Genomic DNA, 22,528 nt, shown 5'->3' with positions numbered 1-22,528 from the left:
CACCGTCAACAGCAGCTCACCGAATGCTGCTGGCTTACCCGTTTTTATCAGGATTTTCATGTCGCACGCTTGTGGAGTAGATTTTGGCACCTCGAATTCAACTGTTGGCTGGCACAGGCCGGGCCAGCCTGCGCTGTTAGCGCTGGAAGAGGACAAAGTCACGCTGCCATCGGTAGTATTTTTTGATGTCGAGGATGACCAGGTCAGTTATGGACGGGCGGCACTCGGCAATTACCTGGCTGGCCATGAAGGCCGCCTGATGCGCTCGATGAAGAGTTTGCTGGGCACCAGCCTCATGGATGGCCAGACTGAAGTACAGGGCAAGGCCGTGTCTTTTCGCCATTTGCTGGCGCAATTTATCCGTGAACTCAAAGTACGCGCAGAAAAATCCGCAGGCACACAATTCACCCAGGCTGTCATGGGCCGCCCTGTGCATTTTATCGATGATGACAGCAAGGCCGACAAACTGGCACAAGACACCTTGGAAGAAATTGCCCGTGCTGCCGGTTACAAGGAAGTGCAATTCCAGTATGAACCGATTGCTGCCGCCTTTGATTATGAATCACGCATCAGCAAGGAAGAACTGGTACTGATTGCCGACATAGGTGGTGGTACCTCAGACTTTTCACTGGTGCGCCTGGCACCGGAACGTGCTCATAAAATAGACAGGAAAGACGATATCCTCGCCAATGGCGGTGTGCACATAGGTGGCACTGACTTTGACAAATACCTGAGTCTGAACCATGTGATGCCGCTGCTGGGCCTGGGTGGCCGCCTCGGCAGCCAGATTGAAGTACCTTCCAGCTATTATTTCAACCTGGCAACCTGGCACACGATCAACCTGACGTATACCCAAAAAGTCTGGCGTGAATTGCAAGAAGTTTATCGTGATATCAATACGCCGGAATTGCGCCTGCGCTTTGAACGCCTGCTGAAGCTAGTCGAAGAACGCGATGGTCACTGGCTGGCCATCAAGTCAGAAGAAGCCAAGATTTTATTATCAGATCAACAAGCGATAGACTTGCCACTGGAACGTTTGCGCAGCAAACAAGCAAGCCCCGTCTGCCATCTGGCACTCGACCAGCAAGGTTTGCAGGCCTCGATTGCCCACCTGACAAGCAATATCGGCGACACCGTCAATACCATACTGAACATGGCAAACCTGAAACCGGAACAGGTAGATACCGTGTTTTTCACCGGTGGCTCCAGCGGTGTACGCGGCTTGCGCCAGCAAATTGCCAGCATCGTACCGAATGCTACGAAGGTCGAAGGTGATCTTTTTGGCAGCATAGGATCTGGCCTGGGCCTGGATGCCGCCCGCCGCTTTGCATAAAAATTGCGCTTGCAAGGTAGGCGTCAGCTTCGACTAATATATTTCACTTAAAGTCACAATGTCGGTGAGCCACGGCTGCGCCCGGCGACAAAACTTAAACTATACTTGTTGCATCAATTAGCAGGCTTTTCTACCCGGAGAAGGCATGTCGAACGAACAAGACGATGATGATGAGCTGTTCCTGGTTGAGGACGCGGAAGAAGAAGCCGCGACTCAGCAAGCAGGACGCAGCTGGAAAATCGCCATCGTCGATGATGATGAAGATGTGCACCGCACCACCTGCTTTGCACTGCAATATGTGCATATCCTGAACCGCCCTCTGGAATTCATCCATACTTACTCCAAGAGTGAAACCCGCAGGGTATTCGCCACTGAAAGCGATATCGCCGTGGTATTGCTTGATGTGGTCATGGAAACCGAGCATGCCGGGCTGGAGCTGGTCAGCTTCATCCGTGATGAACTGGGCTGGAGCGATACCCGCATCATCCTGCGTACCGGTCAACCCGGTTATGCGCCGGAAGAAGAAGCCATACGCGACTATGACATCAATGACTATAAAACCAAGAATGAGCTGACCCGCAAGAAATTGCTGACCTCGCTGACCGCGGCCGTGCGCTCATATGAACAGATACGCACCATCGATGCCAGCAGGCGCGGCCTGCACCAGATCATCAGCTCCAGCGCCGCCTTCACTTTCGAACACGGCATACAGTCTTTTGCCAGCGGCGTGATAACCCAGATTGCTGCCTTGTGTGGTGTACCGCCTGAAGGCTTGCTGTGTGCCCAGGGTGAGCTCAATGAGTTTGATGAAGAAATCCCTGAGACCTTCAACGTCATCGCTTCTGCCGGGCATTACAGCAACCTGATGAATTGCCCGATTGATGATATCCACAATGCCCGCGTGCGCGACGCTTTGCGGCATGTGCTGACAAACCGTCAATCATTATTCACCGATCACAGCATGACGCTGTATTTTTCTGGCCGGGGTAACCGCCCTCTGGCGGCCTTTATCGACTTGCCGTTTTCACTTTCAGAGATCAACCAGCATTTACTCGAAGTATTTTGTTCCAATCTAGGCGTTTGCCTCGATAACCTGAGCCTGGTCAACCAGCTCAAGAACCATGCTTACCGCGACCAGTTGCTGAAATTGCCTAACCGCCTGAAGTTCATTGAGCAGATCAGCGCTACCCTGGCCAATGAACTGCCGGGGCAAATGGTGGCGCTCATGGACATTGATGATTTTGCCGAAATCAATGATGTACTCGGTCACCATTATGGCGACCTGATACTCAAGGCCGTGGCCGACAGACTGCGTGAAAAGCTCGGTGCCCCCATCTTCCTGGCGCGCATTTCTGGTGATGTATTTGGTCTGCTCGGCAGCAGGGAATTACTTGAACCGGAAACCCTGAAGCTGATGTTTGTACAGCCATTCACGATAGCAGAAACTGCCCATGCAGTATCGATGTCGATAGGCATGGTAGCACTCGAAGGTTATATCGGTGATGGTGCCGAACCGCTGAAAGATGCGAGTATCGCCTTGAAGCGTACCAAGATACACCAGCGCGGCAGTTGCACCTTGTTTACCCGCTCGATGGGTATAGAAATTCGCGAACGCGCCACCCTGATGCAGCATTTGCACAAGGCCTTTGATGCCGAGCGCCTGTTCCTCATGTATCAGCCGCAAATCGATCTGGAGACTGGCAAATTCACTGGGCTGGAAGCACTGATACGCTGGCGCAATGACGATGGCGTGCTGATACCACCGAATGATTTTATTCCGCTCGCAGAATATTCCGGCCTCATCATCAGCCTCGGTGCCTGGGTGTTGCGTACCGCCTGTTTCATGATGGTCAGGCTGCAAAAGGCCGGGATTGCGCCGCAACGCATGGGAGTGAATGTCTCGGTCGTGCAATTCCGCCAGGACGAATTTATCGCCATCGTTGAGTCAGCATTGAAGGATACTGGCTTACAGCCAGAAAACCTGGAACTGGAAATTACGGAATCAGTCACGATGGCCAGCGCCATCCTGTTTGAAAGCAAACTCGCGAGCTTGAAAAAACTGGGTGTCAAAATCGCCATCGATGATTTTGGCACCGGCTTTTCTTCGCTGAGTTACCTGGACAAATTACCGGTCGATAGACTCAAGATAGACCGCGCCTTCGTCAACCAGATCGACACGCCCGAAGGGCCGCGTATCGCCGAACTGATTACCCAGTTAGGTAAGAAACTCGGCCTGCAAGTGATTGCAGAAGGGGTGGAGCATGAGGCTCACTGGAAGACCTTGGCCGCCATGGGTTGCCATGAAGGACAGGGCTTTTACATAGGCCGCCCCATGCTGGAAGAAAACCTCATCAGCTGGATCAATCTCAGAAAATAAAAGGCTGTCACAAAACGGGCAAGATGCTTCACTCCCCCGTCTCGTAACAGCCTTCTATCACAACATCTAAGCCAGATACTGCGCGCAGCATCTGGCTTCTTAAAGCTTACTTGCTACAGCTTACTTCTTGTCCATCATTGCCGGACGATCGCCCATTTTGTGCTCAGGACCATGTTCACCCATGGACTTGCCCATGCGTTCACGCATATGCGATGCCATACGGCGGTGGCTTTCATCAAAAATCTTTTGCTGCTCAGGTGTCAGCACGGCATAGAAAGTTTTCAGGGCGGTCAGGCGCGTTTGCATTTTCGCCAGATGCTCTTTCATTTTTTCCAGGCCTTTTTCCATACGCTCTGGCGTCGTCAGTTTTTCCATTTCCTTGCGGTCAGGACGGGCTGGCATGGTGCCTGGATTCATGGCATCAATGAAGGTTTTCCAGGCTGGTTCTTGCGCAGCCGTGATCTTCAATTTGTCATGCAGTTCAGCCTGGTGCTTGGCCATGCGCTCTTTCATTTTTTCTGCCCATTTGGCAGGATCACCAGGTGGCTGGCCATGGCCAGCATGGGCAGAGGCAGGAGCCGGTGCAGAAGATTGCGCCAGGGCGCTGCCTGCACTGGCAACACCGAGACTGATTACTGCCAGAGCCATACAGAATTTTCTTTGTAAGGTTTTCATATTTTTTCTCTTTCTGAACACTAGAACAAGCTCACACATCTGCTACATGCATTCCACAAAATGGTGGGCTAACCTGGCTGATTGCTTTTTTGGACTTTCATCAAGCCCCGTATTGCTGTCTCAGACATGGGTCGTATCTTGCAGCAGGCTTGTAACGTCGAAATGTCCGTCTGCTCTCGCTTTGTATCGACGTGTAACAGTCAAGAATGATAAGGTGGTATGTTACGGTTTAAGATAACCGGGACTTACGCAAAACCGCCCCAGCTGCGTTGCAGCTCCTAGCCTTACAATTCCGTAATGTCGTCGTCGCTGACGGAGTAGTCGGGGTTTCAGACAATATGTTGTCTGCCGACGAAACGAACCACCCTTGCAAGGGTGGTTTACCGGGAGCGATAGCCTTGCTGGGACAATTTTGCGTAAGTCCTGATAACAAGACGATACAAAATCAGGGTTTTCATCGACTGGATCGGGCTCATAATGAAGAACATGGACACACCAAATAAAATTCTCATCGTTGATGATGATCGCGACATCCGCAACTTGTTGGCTGATTATCTGGATAATAATGGCTACAGCACCATCATGGCTGCCGAAGGCAATGCCATGTGGGCTGCGCTGCAAAATCACCAGGTTGATCTGGTCGTACTGGACCTGAACCTGCCCGGTGACGATGGCCTGACGCTCTGTCGCACGCTGCGCAGCAAATCGACTTTGCCGGTCATCATGCTGACTGCACGTGGCGAACCACTGGATCGCATCCTTGGTCTGGAAATGGGCGCAGATGATTACCTGCCCAAGCCTTTTGAACCACGCGAATTGCTGGCCCGCATACGCAGCGTATTGCGTCGCACCCAGACCAATGTCAACACACATTCTGGTGAAGCCTTGCAAAAACTCAAATTTGCCGGCTGGACGCTGGACCTGACTGCCCGCCACCTGATCAGCCCTGACGGTATGGTGGTGTCTTTGTCGGGTGCAGAATTTCGTATGTTGAATATCTTTTTGGAACACCCCAACCGCGTACTGAACCGTGACCAGTTGCTGAACATGACACATGGCCGCGATGCAGACCCGTTTGACCGTTCCATCGATATTCAGATCAGCCGCTTGCGACAAAAACTGCGCGAAGATGCGCGTTCACCACAAATTATCAAAACTGTCAGGAACGGTGGCTATGTACTTGCCGTGACTGTCGCAGTGGAGCAAGATGCATGAAAATCCTTTCGTCGATGTGGGGCCGAGTCTTCGCCATCCTGCTTATAGGCGTCATCGCATCGGCGGTACTGACCTGGTCACTGGCTTTTGGCGAAAGACAAAAAACCATATCGCAATACCGGGACTCTCATGCCGTTGAACGGGCTGAACAACTGGTGCTGGCGCTAGATGCCCTGCCAGCCGAAAACCGTGAAAAGTTTTTGGCGACCGCACCGCGCCTGGGTTTGAAAGTAGCCACCCTGCCTGCCGAAACCACCGACCAGGCACCACGTTCAGAATATGCGGCTGCCGTCAGCGAGAGACTGGGCAAGACTTTTCGTGTGATGTCTTTGGCACAGGACCCAGAATCCTGCCCGCGCAACCCGCAAAATATACAAACAAACCGCCTGCCTTGCGAGGCTCTGGGCATCACCCTGCATGATGGCACTGCCCTGCGCCTGACGGTCTTGCCACCGCGCAACCCGGCACCACCATTGCGCGCTGACTTTTTGCAATACCTGTTCCTGTTCCTGGCCAGCATCGCTGTACTGGCCTTCCTGATTGCCCGCATGACCATGCGCCCCTTGCGGCAAATGGCACAGGCTGCCACCGCACTGGGCCAGGATATCAACCGCCCGCCCCTGCCGGAAAAAGGCGCGACAGAAATTTTGCAGGCCACCCGTGCCTTCAATGCCATGCAGGCCAGAATACGCCAGCATATTGCCCAGCGCACCCACATGCTGGCGGCGATCACTCATGACCTGCAAACCCCGCTGACACGCCTGCGCTTGCGCCTGGAAAAGGTCAGGGACGAAGAATTGCGCGACAAGCTCATTGAAGATTTGTCCGGCATGCAAATGATGATACGCGAAGGCCTGGACCTGGCGCGCAGCATGGACAGTAATGAAGCCCTGAAACCACTGGACCTCGATTCCCTGCTAGACAGCGTCTGCGCCGACGCCGCTGATGCCGGACAGAATGTCAGCTTTGAAGGCAAACCCGGTTTGACCGTCATGGCCAGGCCACAGGCCCTGCGCCGCTGCCTGACCAATCTCATCGACAATGCCGTCAAATATGGCCAATATGCGACGGTCAGCCTGGTGTCGGGCAAGGACGCCGCCAAGGATGTCTTGCATGTATTGATACGTGACGGTGGTCATGGCATACCGCCCGAATTTCAAAGCAAGGTATTTGAACCCTTCTTTCGTATGGAAACTTCGCGCTCGCGGGAGTCTGGCGGCACTGGCCTGGGCCTGACAATCGCGCAGAATATCGCCCAGCAACATGGCGGTAAATTGCAGTTAAGCAATCTACCCGAAGGTGGCCTGGAAGTGCGCCTGACCCTGCCCCTGCAAACGGCCTGAGTCCTTTTTCCGTTTTCCCCCTCACTGCCCGCAGGCTGTGCCAGCCCTGCCGGGCAGTGGTGCAGCCTGCTTTGCACAACTTTGAACATCACAGAGCTGTTGCTGGCATCAGCAATACTCAAAAAGTCTGTTTCCCGCTGCCCAGGCAAGCCCGCGTCCCTGTAAAATCCGGGGAAAACCTGAGGACTTGCCCATGATTAATCTACAACTAAGTGATGTCAGTCACATCATACAACTCTCTATCGCCCCGGTATTCCTGCTGACCGGCGTCGGTACCACGCTCTCTGTGCTGACCAGCCGCCTGGCACGCATCATCGACCGTTCCAGGGTGGTGGAAGACCTGTTGCACGGCGAGAACAGCCCCGCCGTCAGCCCTCCCGGCGTCGAAGAAGAATTACATGAACTGTATGAGCGTTCGCACCTGATCAACCGCGCCATCACCCTCAGCACCTCTTGTGGTCTGCTGATCTGTCTGGTGATTGCTACCCTGTTCATGGGGGATGCGACCAGCCTGAACCTCGACAAGCTGATCGCCTCGCTGTTTGTAGGTGGGGTGTTTTCCCTGATAGGCAGCTTCATTTATTTCATGCGCGAGATTTTTGTAGCGACCAAGACCCTGACGCGCCAGCGCAAACTGGGCAGACGCAAAATCATAGAACGCGAATAAATCCGTGCATCCAGCAAAAAGCCCCGTTATCTTGTGATACGGGGCTTTTTGCTGGCTGCTTTATTCCAGGCCGTTATTTCAAGACCTTATTTCAAGCTGTTATTTCAAGATATTACTTAGCTACCGCCGGTGCCTGTACCGTAACAATGACATCAATCGAAGCAGTACCTGGATTGGCCACCGTAATTGGCTGGTAACTGCCCGTGGCACGGAAAATCAGTGTGCCCGGTGTAGCAGGCGCGATGAACCCGGCATTGCTGGTACCTGCACCAGCGATTGCAACAGTAGGTCCGGCAATCTGCGTCCAGCTGTAATAGATGATATTGCTGGTGTTCGAGGGTGCATCGACTTTCAGGGTCACGGCACTATTGGTCAGCACCAACTGCACCGGTGTATACGACACCAGCGAGATAGGTGGCAGCGGATCGACATAAAATACTACGTCCAGTTGCACCAGCGGGTCCAGCGAAAAGCCACCGGGCTGGATGACGGAATTGGATGCATTAAGGGTAAATACAAAAGGCGTACGGGTATCGACAAACTTGGGTAGGGCTGCGCTGGCGACACTGCTGAAGGCATTGAAGATTTCTACCGAAGGACCTGATTTTTGCTTCCAGTAATAATAGATAGGCGTGCTGCTATCGACCTTGCCATTCGCATCGTATTTGACTGACTTGCTGCCATCAAGCGTGATAGTGGAACCAGCCGCCACCACACCACCACTGTAAGAGATAGGCACGACTGTAGGTTTGACAATCGGCGCTACTGTCACGGTCTGGGTTGCGGTACCAACTTTTTGCTTGTCATCAGTCACGCGGCACTGGATTTTCAAAGCCGTGGATTCTTTCACTACCGGCGCGGTAAAGCTGGTCGCGGCAGCATCTGTCGGTGCCAGGGTGATAGTAGTACCGACAGCATCGCTGACTACCCATTGATAAGAGTAGGGCTCGCCTGTTGCCGCTGGCGTACCACCGCTACCGGCACAACTCAAGCTGACCTTGTCACCTGACGCAGCTGTTGTGTTACCGCTGACCTTGGCTACCGGATTGGCCGTGGCAGAGGCTTCCTGCTTGACCAGCAAAGTTGTGGATGCCTTGACTGTATTGCCTTTGGCATCAACCGCATTGAGCGTGAATTTATAGGTATAGTCCGCCGTCAACAAGGTCGGCGGTGTCACTTGCAGCACGCAACTCGCATCTGCCCCTGTGCTGCTCTTGCTGATGGTCTTGCAGTCAGCATTTGTCACCGCTGCCAGCGGGTTGGCCGACAAGGTCAGGTTTTCTACCTGCCAGTACATATTCGTGATGATACCGGCGGTACTGCTGGCCTGACCGTTGAGGCTCAGAGGATTGCCATTGATCACAGTCAGGGCATCTGGGACGGCAATTGCCATGGGATTGGCCGTAGGAGTGCCTGTACCCGCGGTACCACCACTACCGCCACTGCCTCCACCACAGGCCACCATAGCCAGGCTGGAAAAAACGATTAGGGCTGTTTTGATTTGCTGAACCACGCTGACTCCGATGTCTTGCTGAATAGGGGAATGCTTAACATTGTAGCTTCATGCCAGCGTTTGCAATACCTTTCAGCTAAATGTTGACAAAATGTTTCAAGTTTCTGAAAAACTTGAATTTTTTACGAACGACCGTGCAAAAAATAATTAGGTATGGCACTCTAATCAAAAAAATTCCAAACAGCCTGGAGACTGACGATGAATACCCTGCACTATGCCCATTGGCCGCAAGGCTTGCCGCATCACCTGATCGCGCCGGAAGCCAGCGTGTATTCAAATCTGCAAGTATCTGCCCTGCGTTACCCGGACAAGGCGGCGATCATCTTTTATGACACCGTCATCACTTACGGCCAACTGCACGAAGAAGTGCTGGCCCTGGCGGGCTATCTGCAAGAAGTATGCGGCGTGCAAAAAGGCGACAGGGTCTTGCTGAACATGCAAAACAGCCCGCAATTTGTCATCGGCTTCTATGCCATCATGCGTGCCGATGCCATGGTCGTGCCGGTCAACCCCATGCTGATGACCGATGAACTCGCGCATTACATCGATGACAGCGGTGCCAAAACCGCGCTGGTCTCACAGGAAATTTTCCCGCGCATGCAACCCCTGCTGGGCCACAGCATCTTGCAACATGCCGTAGTAGCCACTTACTCCGATCATCTGACTGCGGCGACGACGCTGACCATCCCCGACTTCGTGAAGGCAGAACGCCAGGTGGCTGAGCAAGCTGGCGTCACCACTTGGCAGGCTGCAATCACTGCGGGCCACCAGCCGCGCCCCCATGCCGCCGGGCCAGATGACCTGGCCTGCATGCCCTATACCTCGGGTACGACCGGCAAACCCAAGGGTTGCATACATAATCACCGCTCGGTCATGTTTAATATCGTCGGCAGCCCGACCTGGTCGGGTGCCATCGTCGCCACCCATGTGGCACTGGCCGTACTGCCCTTCTTCCATGTCACCGGCATGCAGTCAGTCATGAATGCCATGATTTATTGCGGCGGCACCCTGGTCATTTTGCCGCGCTGGGATAAAGACGCCGCTGGCCAGTTGATCACCCGCTATGCCGTCAGCAACTGGACCCTGGTGCCGTCGATGATGATCGATTTTTTGTCGAATCCACGACTGGCCGAATATGATATTTCCAAACTGACCCGGGTATCTGGTGGTGGCGCGGCCATGCCAGCCGCCATCGCACAAAAGCTGCTGGAATTGTCAGGCCAAGTGTATATGGAAGGCTATGGCCTGTCAGAAACCATGGCCCCTTCCCACCTGAACCCACCACAACGCATGAAGCAGCAATGCCTGGGCATGCCCTACTTCAACGTCGATTCCCGCATCGTCGATCCGACCACGCTGCAAGAAGTCAAACAGGGGGAAACTGGCGAAATCTGGATACACGGCCCGCAAGTCTTCCAGGGTTACTGGAATGACCCGCAAAAAACCGCCGACTCTTTTGCTGAACTCGACGGCAAAAAATTCTTCCGCTCAGGCGACCTCGGCTATATGGACCCGGAAGGTTTCTTCTTCTTCACTGACCGCCTGAAACGCATGATCAATGCCAGCGGCTTCAAAGTCTGGCCCGCCGAAGTCGAATCCATGATGTACCAGCACCCGGCAATACAAGAATGCTGCATCATCGCCGCCCACGATGCCTACCGAGGCGAAACCGTCAAAGCCGTGGTTGTCAAAAAACCGGGCAGCGACGTGACTGCAGAAGACATCATGAGCTGGGCACATGAAAAAATGGCCGCTTACAAGGTGCCCAAGTTTGTCGAGTTTGTGGATAGTCTGCCGAAATCAGGGACGGGGAAAGTGATGTGGCGGACACTGCAGGAGAAGGAAGCGGCGAAGAAATAGGTTTCAAGTAGCTCAGGTCGTGGTGTCGTTGGTTTTGACGTTGCTGTTGAATTTGATGTTGTTTTTGACTTTTGCAGTTCCCATGTGTAGACGCCGTTTGTGCAGTACAGAAAATGGATTAAGAAGAGCCGCTGTTTGAGCGGAGCGAGTTTCGGATCTTCCCATTTTTTGTACTGCACAAACGGGAACCCCCTTCAGGGGGCGTCTACGCCTGGGTCGCCTTTCTTTGAGTACTTTCTTTGGCGACCAAAGAAAGTACTTCGGCCGCCGGGCCGAGACCCGGCTTGTGTCCACGAAGGGCAAACACATTTACACACGACACAAGTATGCAACGAACGCCACTAGGCTCCAGCCTGCGCTGGAGCGACGAATCTGAGATTGCCGCTTATCTTACGATTGCCGTTCATTGGCAAAGCCCCATAGGTCACTCAAGGCAAAGGAAAAATCAAACATGTCGTCGTTGCATGCGCATAAACCTTCCCCGCCGCATCCACAATACGCCCCTCAGCAGTACCCACCTGCTTGCCCACCTGTATGACCTTGCCCTCAGCCCGCACAGGCCCGGTCTTGGCATTCATCGCGCGGATCAGATTCACCTTGATTTCCAGCGTGGTATAACCCACGCCGGCAGGCAGCATTGATTGCACGGCGCAACCAACGGCAGAATCAAGCAGGGTACAGAAATAGCCACCATGCACACTGCCCAGCGGGTTGTAATGCTGCAAACCTGGTGTACCCTGGAACACGATGCGGCCAGCTTCACCCTCTACCGGGATGAAATCCAGGGTCTTGCCTATGTGGGCGACCGGGTATTTTCCTTCGAGGATGCCACGTAAAAAATCGATACCGCTGACTGCTTTCAATTGATCCAGGCCTAGCACGCCGGATTCTGCCATACGGGCGCGGACTGCGGCTTCCTGTTCCTGCCATTGTTTTAAAATCACAGCTGCGTCATTCTTTGCATCACTCATCATGCATCCTTCCTGGGGAATAAAATCATTTGGGTACAACGGAACAGGGCAATCGTCTTGCCCTCGTAACTGACTACGGCATCCCACACCTGTGTCGTGCGGCCCAGGTGCACGGCAGTGGCGACCACGCTGATGGTGCCGGCGCGGGCGGTGCCCAGGTGATTGGATTTCAGTTCTATGGTGGTAAAGCTCTGCGCCCCTTCAGGCAGGCTGGCGACGCAACCATAACCACAGGCAGTATCGGCCAGGGTCACGACGCTACCGGCATGCAGATAGCCGTTAGGGGCCAACAGATGTGGTAGAACCGGCAACTCCGCCGTGACTTTGCCTTTTTCTACCGTCAGGATATTGATACCCAGGTGACCGGGCAAAAATTTGGCACCAAACTGGTTCAGGCGTTGTGCCTGTTCTTCTGCGGCTGTATTAGTGGCAGTATCTGCTGAGGACATCATTTTTCCTTTGCTCATATAAACTACTTTCCAGGCTACATTCTAGTTATTGCAGGAAAGCGCTGACAGTGTCAGTATTGACTCTTTTGATGCAGATTACGACAAATGGCACATATCGAAGTCTGGCTTTACCCTCAATGCATGGCATCTGCGGTCACTGGCCCGCTGGATGTGTTTGCGGTCGCCAATGCCATCTGGTCGCTGAAGAACGTCGATGATGTAGATCCGCTGTTCACCTGGAGCACCCATTCCATCGATGGCAAGCCTGTCATGACACCTGCCAGGGTCAGCCTGGGTGCCGATGCCTGCATACGTGCCGACAGCAAGGCGGACATCATTTTATTACCAGGCCTGTACATGGAAAACGGTGTTACCGGCCTGACCAGCAGCATGCATGCGATGCGTGAACTCTTCCCCATATTGCGAACCAGACATGCCCAGGGTTGTGTGCTGGCCGCCAATTGCAGCGCCACGTTTTTGCTGGCAGAGGCTGGTTTGCTGGATGGCGGCCATGCAACAACAACCTGGTGGCTGGAAAGAGCATTCAAGACCCGTTATCCTGAAGTCAGCCTGCGCCTGTCCGAGGTGCTGGATGAATATGAAAATATCCTGACCAGCGGTGCAGCCACCAGCTTTTTGAATCTTGCCTATCACCTGGTCGAGCGCTTTGGTGGCCAGGATATCGCCAGTGGCGTCGCCAAGACTTTGCTGATAGATGCCAACCGCACTTCGCAAATGCCATATATGCAAATGCTGAGCCTGACCCAGCAAGATACCCACCAGCATGAAAACATCCTGGTGCAGCGTGCGCAAAAATGGCTGAGCCTGCATCATCACCTGCCTTTTCGCCTGCCTGCACTGGCCCGGCATCTGGCAGTCAGTGAACGCACTGTGATACGCCACTTCCATCAGACTCTCGACACAACACCAGCCAGCTATGCCCAGCAAGTCAAGATGGACATCGCCAAGCGCCTGTTGGAAACTACTACCCTGACACTGGAACAAGTGGCAGAACGCACAGGTTATAGCGACCCCAGCTCATTCCGCCGCCTGTTTAAAAAACATTCTGGCCTGTCACCTGCCAGTTATCGTGAGCAATTCAGACCAGCAAGACGCCTGGCAACAAGCACCTGAGAATCAGGCTACAAATTTCATACAAAAACCCAAGGAAATTTAGCTTAATTTCCATGTGGAAATTATTTCTGAGGCTTTTCTGGATATAATCTTTGCATGCACAAGCTACCCGGAAAAAGAAAAGTCTCGTATGGCGCTGAAACGACAGCGCCAGAAGCGCCGGCTTCTTTGAAGGATGTGGCCCCTGAAGCAGGCCTATTGACACCACCCCTGACACCACCCCTGACCGCTCCGGATTTGGCTGAGGCCATCCTGGTGCAAGATACTCCCCCGTCCGAAAACCCGGCTATCTCGGATACGCTGGCCAAATTCAATGTCGTCAGAACACAGCTATTACGTTCGCACACCCGCTACCTGGTCAAATGGGAAGTGACACTGACGCATGAACAGGCTGGGAAAAAACTGAGCTATTACGGCAAAGTCAATGATATTTCCGAAAATGGTCTCAGCATGTTCTGCGACTACAATGTCTTCTTCAGTGGCAAGGTCAAGCTGGTCATGACGCTGCCACCGCTAAACGTGGGCATGCAGGCGCAAAAAATAGAAGTCGAGAGCAAGATGGTTTACACCATACTGTCGCAATTCTCATTCCGCATCGGCCTGGAGTTCCTGAACTTCCATGCCGGTGAAAAGAAAATCCTGATGGACAGGCTGGAAAGCAGCAATGCCGCGCTCAGACCCGGCAATGCTTAAATAGCAAAACACAATCGCTAATCGCCTCCACCACCACAACCGCCGCCGCAACCTCCGCTACAGCCTGAACTGTCAGCGCCGCTGTCGCCACCACCACTATCTGCATGACTGCCATGGCTGCTGTGGCTACTTTGGTGGCTGGAATCACCAAAATCATAGCCTGGGTCACTGCTACTGCCGCCATCGCTGCCTGCATAAAAGTCACCACCGCAATACACTGTGCCATCCCCGTTCTTGCGCAAGGCGCTGCAATCGGGTGCGTAGCGGAAGCCATCGGCGATATTCCACTTGGCATCCAGTGCAAACAGTAGCGGCAAGCGTGTCGCCCGGCGCGGGTTGATATTTTCTTCGAGGCAGGCAAACCACCAGGTGCGACGCAAGCCTTCGTTACCACGCCGGTTGGCACCCAGAACTGCAGCCGGGGTGTGATGCATGTAGCGGCCAAAAGCTTTCTTACAGAATTGCTCGTAGTTTTTTGTATAAAGTATAAATTCATGCCAGAGATCATCGACCACTTGTGATGGCATGGAAATATGCTTGAAACCGGATTTCAGATACACCAGGAAAAACTGTCTCAAGGCACGTGCGACCAGTTGCTGGTCTTTGACGTTCAGATCGGGACGCTGTTTGTGTAGTCTTTCCAACAGTCCGGGCGGAAACATATACGTGCGAATATAGTCAGCCTGCGCTGCCCGGCGCCAGCGCATCCAGACGAAAATCAGACTAGCAGTCAACAACAGTACTACAAGACCTAGTAAGAAGTGCATATTAAGCTTACTCACAATCAATAGAATTTAACAAAATCTTGTACTTTGTGTGCTTTGCGGCAAAGCAATTTTGGCATAGTATGGAATCAAGGGTATACCGTAACTGCCATGTGACCAGCACCGTAGCTTATTCCAAGACAGCTACCAGATACCAGATTTTCTCTTCCCCGGACTCTGATATGTTGTTATATGAAAATGTTTTTTTCTTAGGGGCCAATCTGAAATCTTGCACATCATTTAAATGATCATCTGGAGCGATGCATCAACGTCGCGCAATAAGTTCATGAATAGCGCTGGCATGCGGCTTGCATGTCGTGGCATATCAGGATTGTTGATGTCAGCAAAGCCAGATAAAGATTTCAAATAGGCACCACCTCGTAGTAGCAGAACTTCTTTATGGGAGATTCACTATGAATTTGCGTCACTTGCGCATAGGTACCCGACTTGCTGTGGGCTTTGGTGTGATACTGGCTAGCCTGGTACTCATCCTCATCATCGATGGCATCTTCAGTGCCAACAACCGCAAGGAAATGGTTGCAGGCCTAGAACTCTCTCATAGCAAAAGCGAACTTGCCGCTACCATGAAAAGCAGCATGCTGGAAGGCGGTATCGCAATCCGCAATATAGGCTTGCAAACCGACCTCGGCGAAAGCGACAAACAGAATGTTATCTCCAAAAAGCAGCAAGCCCGCTTTGCTGAAGCCAGAGGCAAACTCATCGCCCTGGGCCTGAGTGCGGAAGAGAAAAAAATCATCGATGCAGTTTCTGAACTCGACAAGCAAATCGATTTCCCTATCAAGGAAGCGATGAAGATGTTGTTGGCCTTCAACGGTGAAGATGCCGTCAAACTGATCGCCACCCAAGTCGATCCATTGCAACAAAAAGCCATTTTGGAAATCAATAAGCTCGTGGAAATCCAGAACAAGGCGGCCTCTGAACTGTCTGCCACGGCAGAGAGCAAGGGCAAGCAACTGACCGTTACCCTGTTCGCCATTGGTGCGGTCATCCTGTTATTTGGTGCAGGCTTTTCCATCTTCATGACACGCAGTATCACCACCCCCTTGCGCGATGCAGTTTCCATCGCCAAGCGTGTGGCTGCAGGCGAACTGTCTTTCCGTGAAGCGGCAGATGGTACGGACGAAATCAGCGAGTTGCTCAATGCCCTGAAAGAAATGAGTGACAACCTGCACAACATCGTCAGCGAAGTCAGGCAGGGTACCGACGCTATCGCCATTGCTGCGGTAGAAATCTCTACTGGCAATTCCGACCTGTCTTCCCGTACGGAAACTCAGGCAGGAGCACTCGAAGAAACCGCCAGCTCCATGGAAGAAATCACGGCCACCGTAAGACACAATGCCGACAATGCCAGGCAGGCGAATGGCCTGGTCACCTCAGCGTCAAACTTTGCCATCAAGGGTGGTGAAGAAGTCGGCAAGGTGGTGCACACCATGAACTCCATCAAGGAAAGCTCACGCAAGATTGTCGATATCATCAGCGTCATCGACGGCATTGCCTTCCAGACCAATATACTGGCACTGAATGCAGCGGTAGAAGCTGCCCGCGCCGGTGAGCAGGGCCGTGGCTTTGCGGTGGTGGCCTCAGAAGTGCGCAATCTTGCACAGCGCAGCGCCAGCGCCGCCAAAGAGATCAAGACCCTGATAGGTGACTCGGTAGAAAAAGTTGATGCTGGTGGCAAGCTCGTGGATGCAGCGGGCAAGACCATGAATGAAATCGTCAGCTCGGTCAAACATGTGGCCGAGATCATGTCCGAGATCACCGCAGCCGGGCAGGAACAAAGTTCAGGTATAGAAGAAGTCAACCGCGCCATAACCCAGATGGATGAAATGACGCAACAGAATGCCGCGCTGGTAGAACAGGCAGCCGCAGCGGCAGAGAGCATGGAAGAACAGGCAAATATCCTCGCCAGGGCAGTATCAGCCTTCAAACTCGATAATTCCAGCAATACCGTGCGTAGGGTACAGCAAGTGCAAGCGACTCCCGTGCGTAACGACTATACTGAAGACGAACCCTCCTTAATCAAGGCAACTGCTGGTAAACTAGTGAGGGCGCTGGGTTTCAATAAAAATTAGCGGATAGTGGGGAGCAGCGCCCTGCCTGAGGTCTGCTCCAACAAACACATTATGAATAAGACGGCAGCATTAAAGAGTATTGTTGAACAAGCCAGCAAGGGTGACCTGGTCTTCCCGACCAATGTCAACGCCTCGCTAAAGATACAACAGGCTCTGGACGACCCGGACTGCGGTATAGAAACAGCCGCAAAACTGGTCATGACTGAACCCCTGATGTCAGCCCGCGTGGTTGCCATTGCCAATTCTGTTGCCTATAACCGCTTTGGCGGTGGTGTCACGAATATCCGCACGGCCATCACCATTTTGGGTTTCAATACCCTGCGCTCAGTCACCGCTGCGGTCGTCATGCGCCAGCTCAGTGCTGCTGTCTCTGACCCAGCCATCCGCAACAAGATGGAAGCACTGTGGCGGCATTCTGCCTATGTAGCGGCACTGGCTCACCTGATTGCGCGCAAGGTCAGCAAGGTCGATGCCGAGACGGCCCTGTTTGCCGGTATCGTGCATGAGGTTGGTGGTTTTTACCTGCTGTCACGCGCCCAGGAATTCCCGGCCCTGCTGGAAATTGATACCAACCCAGCCCCGTCTGATGCACTGGCAGAAACCGATGAAACCTTCATAGGCCGCGCTGTGCTGAATAAATTGCTGGTACCCAAACGCGTGGTCTCGGCAGTAGAAGCCCTGTGGTATGGCATGCGCGTCATGCCACCAGAAACCCTGGGCGACACCCTCTTGCTGGCCAATGAACTGGCGGCAGTACCATCACCGCTGGACCCGCGTTCGCCAGAAAGCATACGCCAGTCAGCCTCGGAAATTGATTTTGCGGTGGGTGAAGGTACCCTGACTTCCATCCTGTCAGAATCGGCAGAAGAAGTTGATGCACTGACTGCATCCCTGATCAGCTAGCACTCACTTATCTCCTCATTTTTGGTTTCTAACGAAGTTGGCAGAAATTCGGCATAATAGCTATCGTATTTGCACTGTCGTCCATCACAGTAGCTGACATGGCGAAATCGCCAGCCTGCTGTATCCTCTGCCATCTTCCAAGGAAAAACCATGCAATTGAAAAATTTGCTCCGTTCCGGCCTGTTCAGTTCTTCCATCCTCGCTGGCATTGCCGTGTTTGGCATTCCCGCCATCAGCGCCCATGCTGCGGCACCGATGGCGAAAACCAGCGCACCCGGCTTTTACCGCACGATGCTCGGTGATTTTGAAGTCACTGTCCTGTCTGATGGCACTGTATCCCTGCCTGTCGATAAGTTGCTGACCAATACTACGCCAGAAAAAGTTGGCAAGGCACTCGCCAAATACCATCAACAGAGCCCACTCGTAACTTCGGTGAATGCATATCTGATCAACACCGGCAGCAAGCTGGTATTGATAGACAGCGGCGCCGGTGTCTTCTTTGGCCCTACCCTGGGTAAACTGCAGGCCAGCCTCAAAGCATCCGGCTACCAGCCTGAGCAAATCGACGAAATTTACATCACCCACATGCACGCCGACCACATCGGTGGCCTCGTAGATGGTGACAAGGCAGCGTTCCCAAATGCTATCGTGCGCATAGACCAGCATGACACCGATTACTGGTTGAGCCAGGCCAACCTGGACAAGGCGACTGGTGATGCCAAGGGTAGCTTTGAAAAGTCCATCGCCATCCTGAAGCCCTATGTGCAGACTGGCAGGCTGAAATCTTTCGAAGGTGACACCGAACTGGTACCCGGCGTCAAGGCAGTAGCCTCCCATGGTCATACCCCTGGCCACAGCATCTACAAGGTAGAGAGCAAAGGCCAGACCCTGGTTTTGTGGGGTGACCTCATGCACGTCGCTGCAGTACAGTTTGACGACCCCACTGTCACCATACAATTCGATAGCGACAGCAAGGCAGCCTATGCGCAAAGACAAAAAGCTTACGCTGATGCAGCGCAGCATGGCTATCTGGTAGGTGCCGCCCATCTGGCCTTCCCTGCCCTCGGTTATGTACGCAAAGAAGGCAAGGGCTATGCCTGGACGCCATTGAATTACGCGCCCCTGCCATGATCTGAATTGTCATCTGCCTGATTGACAGTACCCGGCAAATCGGACACAGTGCAAACTCTGTCCTTTGCCGGGATTTTTATGTCTTCTCAGTATCAGAATATCGTCACATCAATGCCGCTCATTAGTGATGATTTTGACCTGCGCCACCTGCCCGCAGATTTTTACCAAAACCCCTATCCCTACTACCACGCCCTGCGCGAACAGACGCCCGTGCGCAAGATGCCCGATGGCTCTTACCTGCTGACGCGCTATGCCGACCTGGTGCATGTCTATAAGGATGCCAAAACCTTTAGCTCGGACAAAAAGCAGGAATTCAAACCGCGCTACGGTGATTCACTGCTGTATGAACATCACACCAATAGCCTGGTCTTCAATGACCCGCCGCTGCACACAAGAGTACGCCGCCTCATCATGGGTGGCCTGACACCCGCTGCCATGGCCGATACCGAACCCGGCCTCATCAAACTGGTGGATGGCTTGCTGGATCAAATGGAAAACAAGAATGAGGTTGATCTCATCAGCGATTTCGCCTCAGCCATACCGGTAGAAATCATCGGTAATCTGCTGGCCGTGCCGCATGATGAACGCGAGCCGCTGCGGGAATGGTCACTCGCCATACTTGGTGCCCTGGAGCCCGCCATCACGCCAGAATTTTTTACCTATGCCAATCAATGTGTCGCCGAATTTCTGGATTACCTGAAACAACTGGTGGCACAACGCCGCTTGCATCCCGGTGACCCCAAAACCGATATGCTGACGCGCCTGATAGAAGGCGAAGCCAATGGTGAGAAACTGACTGAAACCGAACTCTTGCAAAATTGTGTCTTCCTGCTCAATGCCGGGCATGAAACCACCACCAACCTGATAGGGAATGGCCTGGTCGCCCTGCAGGAATGGCCAGAACAAAAAGCCCGCCTGATCGCCCAGCCAGAAATGATCAACACCGCCATAGAAGAATTCCTGCGCTTTGAAAGTTCCAACCAGTTGGGCAACCGCATGACGACGGCAGATACGTACATCGGTGACATCGCTATCGCCGCTGGCAGCCGCATCAGCCTGGGCATAGGCGCGGCCAACCGCGACCCCTTGCAATTTCCTGAGCCCGACAAACTGGACATCAGCCGCAGCCCGAACCGCCATCTGGCTTTCGCCTCCGGTATACACCAGTGCGCAGGCATGTTTTTGGCACGGCTGGAAGGCAGGGTGGCGATTTCTCGCCTGCTTGCACGTTTCCCAAATTATGAATTGAGCGCAGCACCTGTCAGAGGTGGACGGGCGCGCTTCCGCGGCTTTTTATCTGTACCCTGCAAACTATAAAACGACTCACAACAAAAATACGGAGACAAAATGAAGACAAATATCAACATCAAGAAAAGCCTGCTTGCGACAGCAACGATCATGCTCTGCGCCAGCCTCAATGCACAGGCACAGATCAAGATAGGCGTCACTATTTCATCGACAGGCCCGGCTGCCTCGTTGGGCATCCCCGAGAAAAATGCGATAGCCATGCTGCCCAAAGAAATCGCAGGCAAAAAAGTGGAGTACATCGTCCTCGACGATGCATCCGACACGACGCAAACCGTGACCAATACCCGCAAACTGATTTCGGAAGAAAAAGTCGATGCCATCATAGGTTCGACCACCACGCCCAACTCACTCGCCATGCTCGGCGTCATCGGTGAAGGCAAGACCCCGACCATCAGCCTCGCATCCAGCAACCGCATCATAGAACCCATGGATGCGAATAAAGCCTGGATGTTCAAGACGCCGCAAACCGACACCATGATGGCGATTGCGATTGCCGAAGACATGAGCAAAAAAGGTGTCAAGACCATGGGCTTCATCGGTTTCTCAGATGCCCTCGGTGAAGCCTTCCTGGTTGAAGTGACGAAGTATGCCGAGCTCAAGAAAATCAAGGTCGTGGTGACAGAGCGCTTCAGCCGCAATGACAACAGCGTGGTTGGCCAGGTCTTGAAACTGATGTCCAGCAACCCCGACGCCATCGTCGTCGGCGCCTCCGGCACACCCGCCGCCCTGCCACCAAAAACCCTGGCAGAACGCGGCTACAAAGGCCGCATCTACCACAACCACGGCGTCGCCAACAGCGACTTCCTGCGCGTCTGCGGCAAAGACTGCGACGGCACCTTCCTGCCAACTGGCCCGGTCATGGTCGCCAGACAACTGGCCGACAACAACCCTGTCAAAAAAGCCGCACTGGATTTCTCCAACAAGTTTGAAACCACCTATGGCGCTGGCAGCCTGGCCGCGTTTGCCTCCTATGCCTGGGACGCTGGTTTGCTGCTGCAACAAGCCATCCCCGTCGCCTTGAAAAAAGCCGCCCCCGGCACAGCAGAATTCCGCGCAGCCTTGCGTGATGCCCTCGAAGCGACACAAGGCTTGGCAACAACCAACGGTGTTGTCAACATGAGCAAAGCAGATCACTTGGGCCTGGATCAAAGGGCGCGTGTCATGGTGCAGATCAAGGGTGGGAAGTGGGTTTATCAGGCGGAGTAAAGTAAGGCGAAAAAAATTTTTAACCGCTACATGATAGTAGGGGCGATTAGCCGTGTGCAATCGCCCGTTGTCCTAGCAATACAGGACAGCTGAATTGCCCCTGACCACATAGAAAACATCAAAGAACTATGTCCTGAACTCCTACTTCATCCAAACATTCGTCAACAAATTTTACTGCCAATCCCAGCGACGGCTCCCACGAACAGTCATAAAGCAAGCCAACTATTCTTTCATTTACGCCAAATGACTGCTTGATGAAAATTTCAGTGAAAAAAACGACATTACCTAGTTGTGATTGACTGTGAATAATTGGAGCCATCTCATCAGCAAATTCAATGCCAAACCTTTCTCTATATTCCTGACAATTATTTTGGTAGTAATCAAATATGGCCTCCTCAGCTTGCGCTAGAAATGCGTCTGCTTTTTCGTCAAACCGCTGAAAAGCCTCTCGCTGACTATAATCGATTTCATCACCTTCATCACAAGATACAACAAGGTTAACGCTTACTTTTTTACCCAAGAAAATACAATGATATGGCCGAGTCCAAGCATATTCATAACTTAGGTCACCTAGTATCTGGTCCTTTAGTTTTTTCACTGATCTTTCTCACATTTTTATATCAACACACGTAGTGAAGACTATCCCTTTTCTAACTGAATAGTATTTCAAATTCGGACGACACTGCAAAATGAGTTGGTACTAATGTCAGAAATCTTTATCGCAAAGGATATTGAAAACCCAGTCTTCTTAATATGCAAAGCATAATGAGCTTGCCCGCATAAAACGTATCCCTTACTGAGGGTTTAAAATTCAGTTAAGGAGAGAAGCATGTCACAAAACAAACGAGCACGCTATTCGCAGGAATTCAAGATTGAGGCGGTCAGGTTGGTGC

19 protein-coding genes are annotated in these 22,528 nt (G+C 52.9%); 13 read left to right on the top strand and 6 right to left on the bottom strand.

Annotation, left to right across the window (positions count from 1 at the left end; all coding sequences use genetic code 11):
• Positions 1-58: 58 nt before the first annotated feature.
• Both ACO0LN_RS26455 and ACO0LN_RS26450 read left to right on the top strand, forming a co-directional pair.
• Positions 59-1,333 (top strand): Hsp70 family protein, encoded by a 1,275-nt coding sequence (locus tag ACO0LN_RS26455; RefSeq protein ID WP_422979098.1) that lies wholly within the window; start codon positions 59-61, stop codon positions 1,331-1,333.
• A gap of 145 nt (positions 1,334-1,478) precedes the next feature.
• Positions 1,479-3,710: a bifunctional diguanylate cyclase/phosphodiesterase gene (locus tag ACO0LN_RS26450; protein ID WP_422979096.1), complete on the top strand. Its 2,232-nt coding sequence runs from the start codon at positions 1,479-1,481 to the stop codon at positions 3,708-3,710.
• A 120-nt stretch (positions 3,711-3,830) separates the two neighbouring features.
• Here ACO0LN_RS26450 and ACO0LN_RS26445 read toward each other — a convergent pair whose 3' ends face one another.
• Positions 3,831-4,385, bottom strand: coding sequence for a Spy/CpxP family protein refolding chaperone (locus tag ACO0LN_RS26445; protein WP_422979094.1), 555 nt, complete (start codon positions 4,383-4,385; stop codon positions 3,831-3,833).
• A 486-nt stretch (positions 4,386-4,871) separates the two neighbouring features.
• Between ACO0LN_RS26445 and ACO0LN_RS26440 the strand changes: the two genes are divergently transcribed.
• The 3 genes from ACO0LN_RS26440 to ACO0LN_RS26430 all read left to right on the top strand — a co-directional run bounded on the left by ACO0LN_RS26440 (position 4,872) and on the right by ACO0LN_RS26430 (position 7,610).
• Positions 4,872-5,600 (top strand): response regulator, encoded by a 729-nt coding sequence (locus tag ACO0LN_RS26440; RefSeq protein ID WP_422979092.1) that lies wholly within the window; start codon positions 4,872-4,874, stop codon positions 5,598-5,600.
• Positions 5,597-6,943, top strand: a complete 1,347-nt coding sequence (locus ACO0LN_RS26435) for an ATP-binding protein (protein WP_422979090.1) — start codon at positions 5,597-5,599, stop codon at positions 6,941-6,943. The genes ACO0LN_RS26440 and ACO0LN_RS26435 overlap by 4 nt, the downstream gene beginning before the upstream one ends.
• Before the next feature lie 196 nt (positions 6,944-7,139).
• A complete protein-coding gene (locus tag ACO0LN_RS26430) occupies positions 7,140-7,610 on the top strand; it encodes a DUF2721 domain-containing protein (protein ID WP_162062136.1) in 471 nt (156 codons plus the stop codon).
• A 112-nt stretch (positions 7,611-7,722) separates the two neighbouring features.
• Here ACO0LN_RS26430 and ACO0LN_RS26425 read toward each other — a convergent pair whose 3' ends face one another.
• Positions 7,723-9,123 carry a hypothetical protein gene (locus tag ACO0LN_RS26425; protein ID WP_422979088.1) on the bottom strand — a complete coding sequence of 467 codons (1,401 nt, stop codon included), beginning with the start codon at positions 9,121-9,123 and terminating at the stop codon, positions 7,723-7,725.
• A 198-nt stretch (positions 9,124-9,321) separates the two neighbouring features.
• On the opposite strand from ACO0LN_RS26425, the gene ACO0LN_RS26420 reads away from it, so the two are divergent.
• Entirely contained in the window at positions 9,322-10,983 is a 1,662-nt protein-coding gene (locus tag ACO0LN_RS26420) for a long-chain fatty acid--CoA ligase (RefSeq protein ID WP_422979086.1), read from the top strand.
• Positions 10,984-11,411: 428 nt separating this feature from the next.
• On the opposite strand, the gene ACO0LN_RS26415 is transcribed toward ACO0LN_RS26420, so the two are convergent.
• Both ACO0LN_RS26415 and ACO0LN_RS26410 read right to left on the bottom strand, forming a co-directional pair.
• A complete protein-coding gene (locus ACO0LN_RS26415; RefSeq protein WP_422979084.1) occupies positions 11,412-11,954 on the bottom strand; it encodes a PaaI family thioesterase in 543 nt (180 codons plus the stop codon).
• Positions 11,954-12,403, bottom strand: coding sequence for a PaaI family thioesterase (locus ACO0LN_RS26410; protein WP_422979082.1), 450 nt, complete (start codon positions 12,401-12,403; stop codon positions 11,954-11,956). The genes ACO0LN_RS26415 and ACO0LN_RS26410 overlap by 1 nt, the downstream gene beginning before the upstream one ends.
• A gap of 105 nt (positions 12,404-12,508) precedes the next feature.
• Here ACO0LN_RS26410 and ACO0LN_RS26405 point away from each other — a divergent pair, with 105 nt between their 5' ends.
• Positions 12,509-13,537: a GlxA family transcriptional regulator gene (locus ACO0LN_RS26405; protein ID WP_162061349.1), complete on the top strand. Its 1,029-nt coding sequence runs from the start codon at positions 12,509-12,511 to the stop codon at positions 13,535-13,537.
• 96 nt (positions 13,538-13,633) lie between these two features.
• Positions 13,634-14,230: a PilZ domain-containing protein gene (locus ACO0LN_RS26400; protein WP_422979080.1), complete on the top strand. Its 597-nt coding sequence runs from the start codon at positions 13,634-13,636 to the stop codon at positions 14,228-14,230.
• A gap of 17 nt (positions 14,231-14,247) precedes the next feature.
• On the opposite strand, the gene ACO0LN_RS26395 is transcribed toward ACO0LN_RS26400, so the two are convergent.
• Positions 14,248-14,997, bottom strand: coding sequence for a glycine-rich domain-containing protein (locus ACO0LN_RS26395; protein WP_422979078.1), 750 nt, complete (start codon positions 14,995-14,997; stop codon positions 14,248-14,250).
• A 410-nt stretch (positions 14,998-15,407) separates the two neighbouring features.
• Here ACO0LN_RS26395 and ACO0LN_RS26390 point away from each other — a divergent pair, with 410 nt between their 5' ends.
• The 5 genes from ACO0LN_RS26390 to ACO0LN_RS26370 all read left to right on the top strand — a co-directional run bounded on the left by ACO0LN_RS26390 (position 15,408) and on the right by ACO0LN_RS26370 (position 21,635).
• Positions 15,408-17,087, top strand: coding sequence for a methyl-accepting chemotaxis protein (locus ACO0LN_RS26390; RefSeq protein ID WP_422979076.1), 1,680 nt, complete (start codon positions 15,408-15,410; stop codon positions 17,085-17,087).
• 51 nt (positions 17,088-17,138) lie between these two features.
• Entirely contained in the window at positions 17,139-17,990 is an 852-nt protein-coding gene (locus ACO0LN_RS26385; protein ID WP_422979074.1) for an HDOD domain-containing protein, read from the top strand.
• 150 nt (positions 17,991-18,140) lie between these two features.
• Positions 18,141-19,121 (top strand): MBL fold metallo-hydrolase, encoded by a 981-nt coding sequence (locus ACO0LN_RS26380; protein WP_422979072.1) that lies wholly within the window; start codon positions 18,141-18,143, stop codon positions 19,119-19,121.
• 111 nt (positions 19,122-19,232) lie between these two features.
• Complete coding sequence (locus ACO0LN_RS26375) at positions 19,233-20,438, top strand: cytochrome P450 (RefSeq protein ID WP_422979070.1); 1,206 nt, start codon at positions 19,233-19,235, stop codon at positions 20,436-20,438.
• A 30-nt stretch (positions 20,439-20,468) separates the two neighbouring features.
• Positions 20,469-21,635, top strand: coding sequence for an ABC transporter substrate-binding protein (locus tag ACO0LN_RS26370; protein ID WP_422979068.1), 1,167 nt, complete (start codon positions 20,469-20,471; stop codon positions 21,633-21,635).
• A 118-nt stretch (positions 21,636-21,753) separates the two neighbouring features.
• Here the strand turns inward: ACO0LN_RS26370 and ACO0LN_RS26365 are convergent, their stop codons facing one another.
• Positions 21,754-22,233, bottom strand: a complete 480-nt coding sequence (locus ACO0LN_RS26365) for a DUF6985 domain-containing protein (protein ID WP_422979066.1) — start codon at positions 22,231-22,233, stop codon at positions 21,754-21,756.
• Between the last annotated feature and the right edge of the window lie 295 nt (positions 22,234-22,528).

The sequence above is a fragment of the Undibacterium sp. TC9W genome, from assembly GCF_049339865.1.
Classification (GTDB): domain Bacteria; phylum Pseudomonadota; class Gammaproteobacteria; order Burkholderiales; family Burkholderiaceae_D; genus Undibacterium.
Note: the sequence above shows the minus strand (reverse complement) of the source record. Positions and strands in the feature narration are given on the sequence as shown.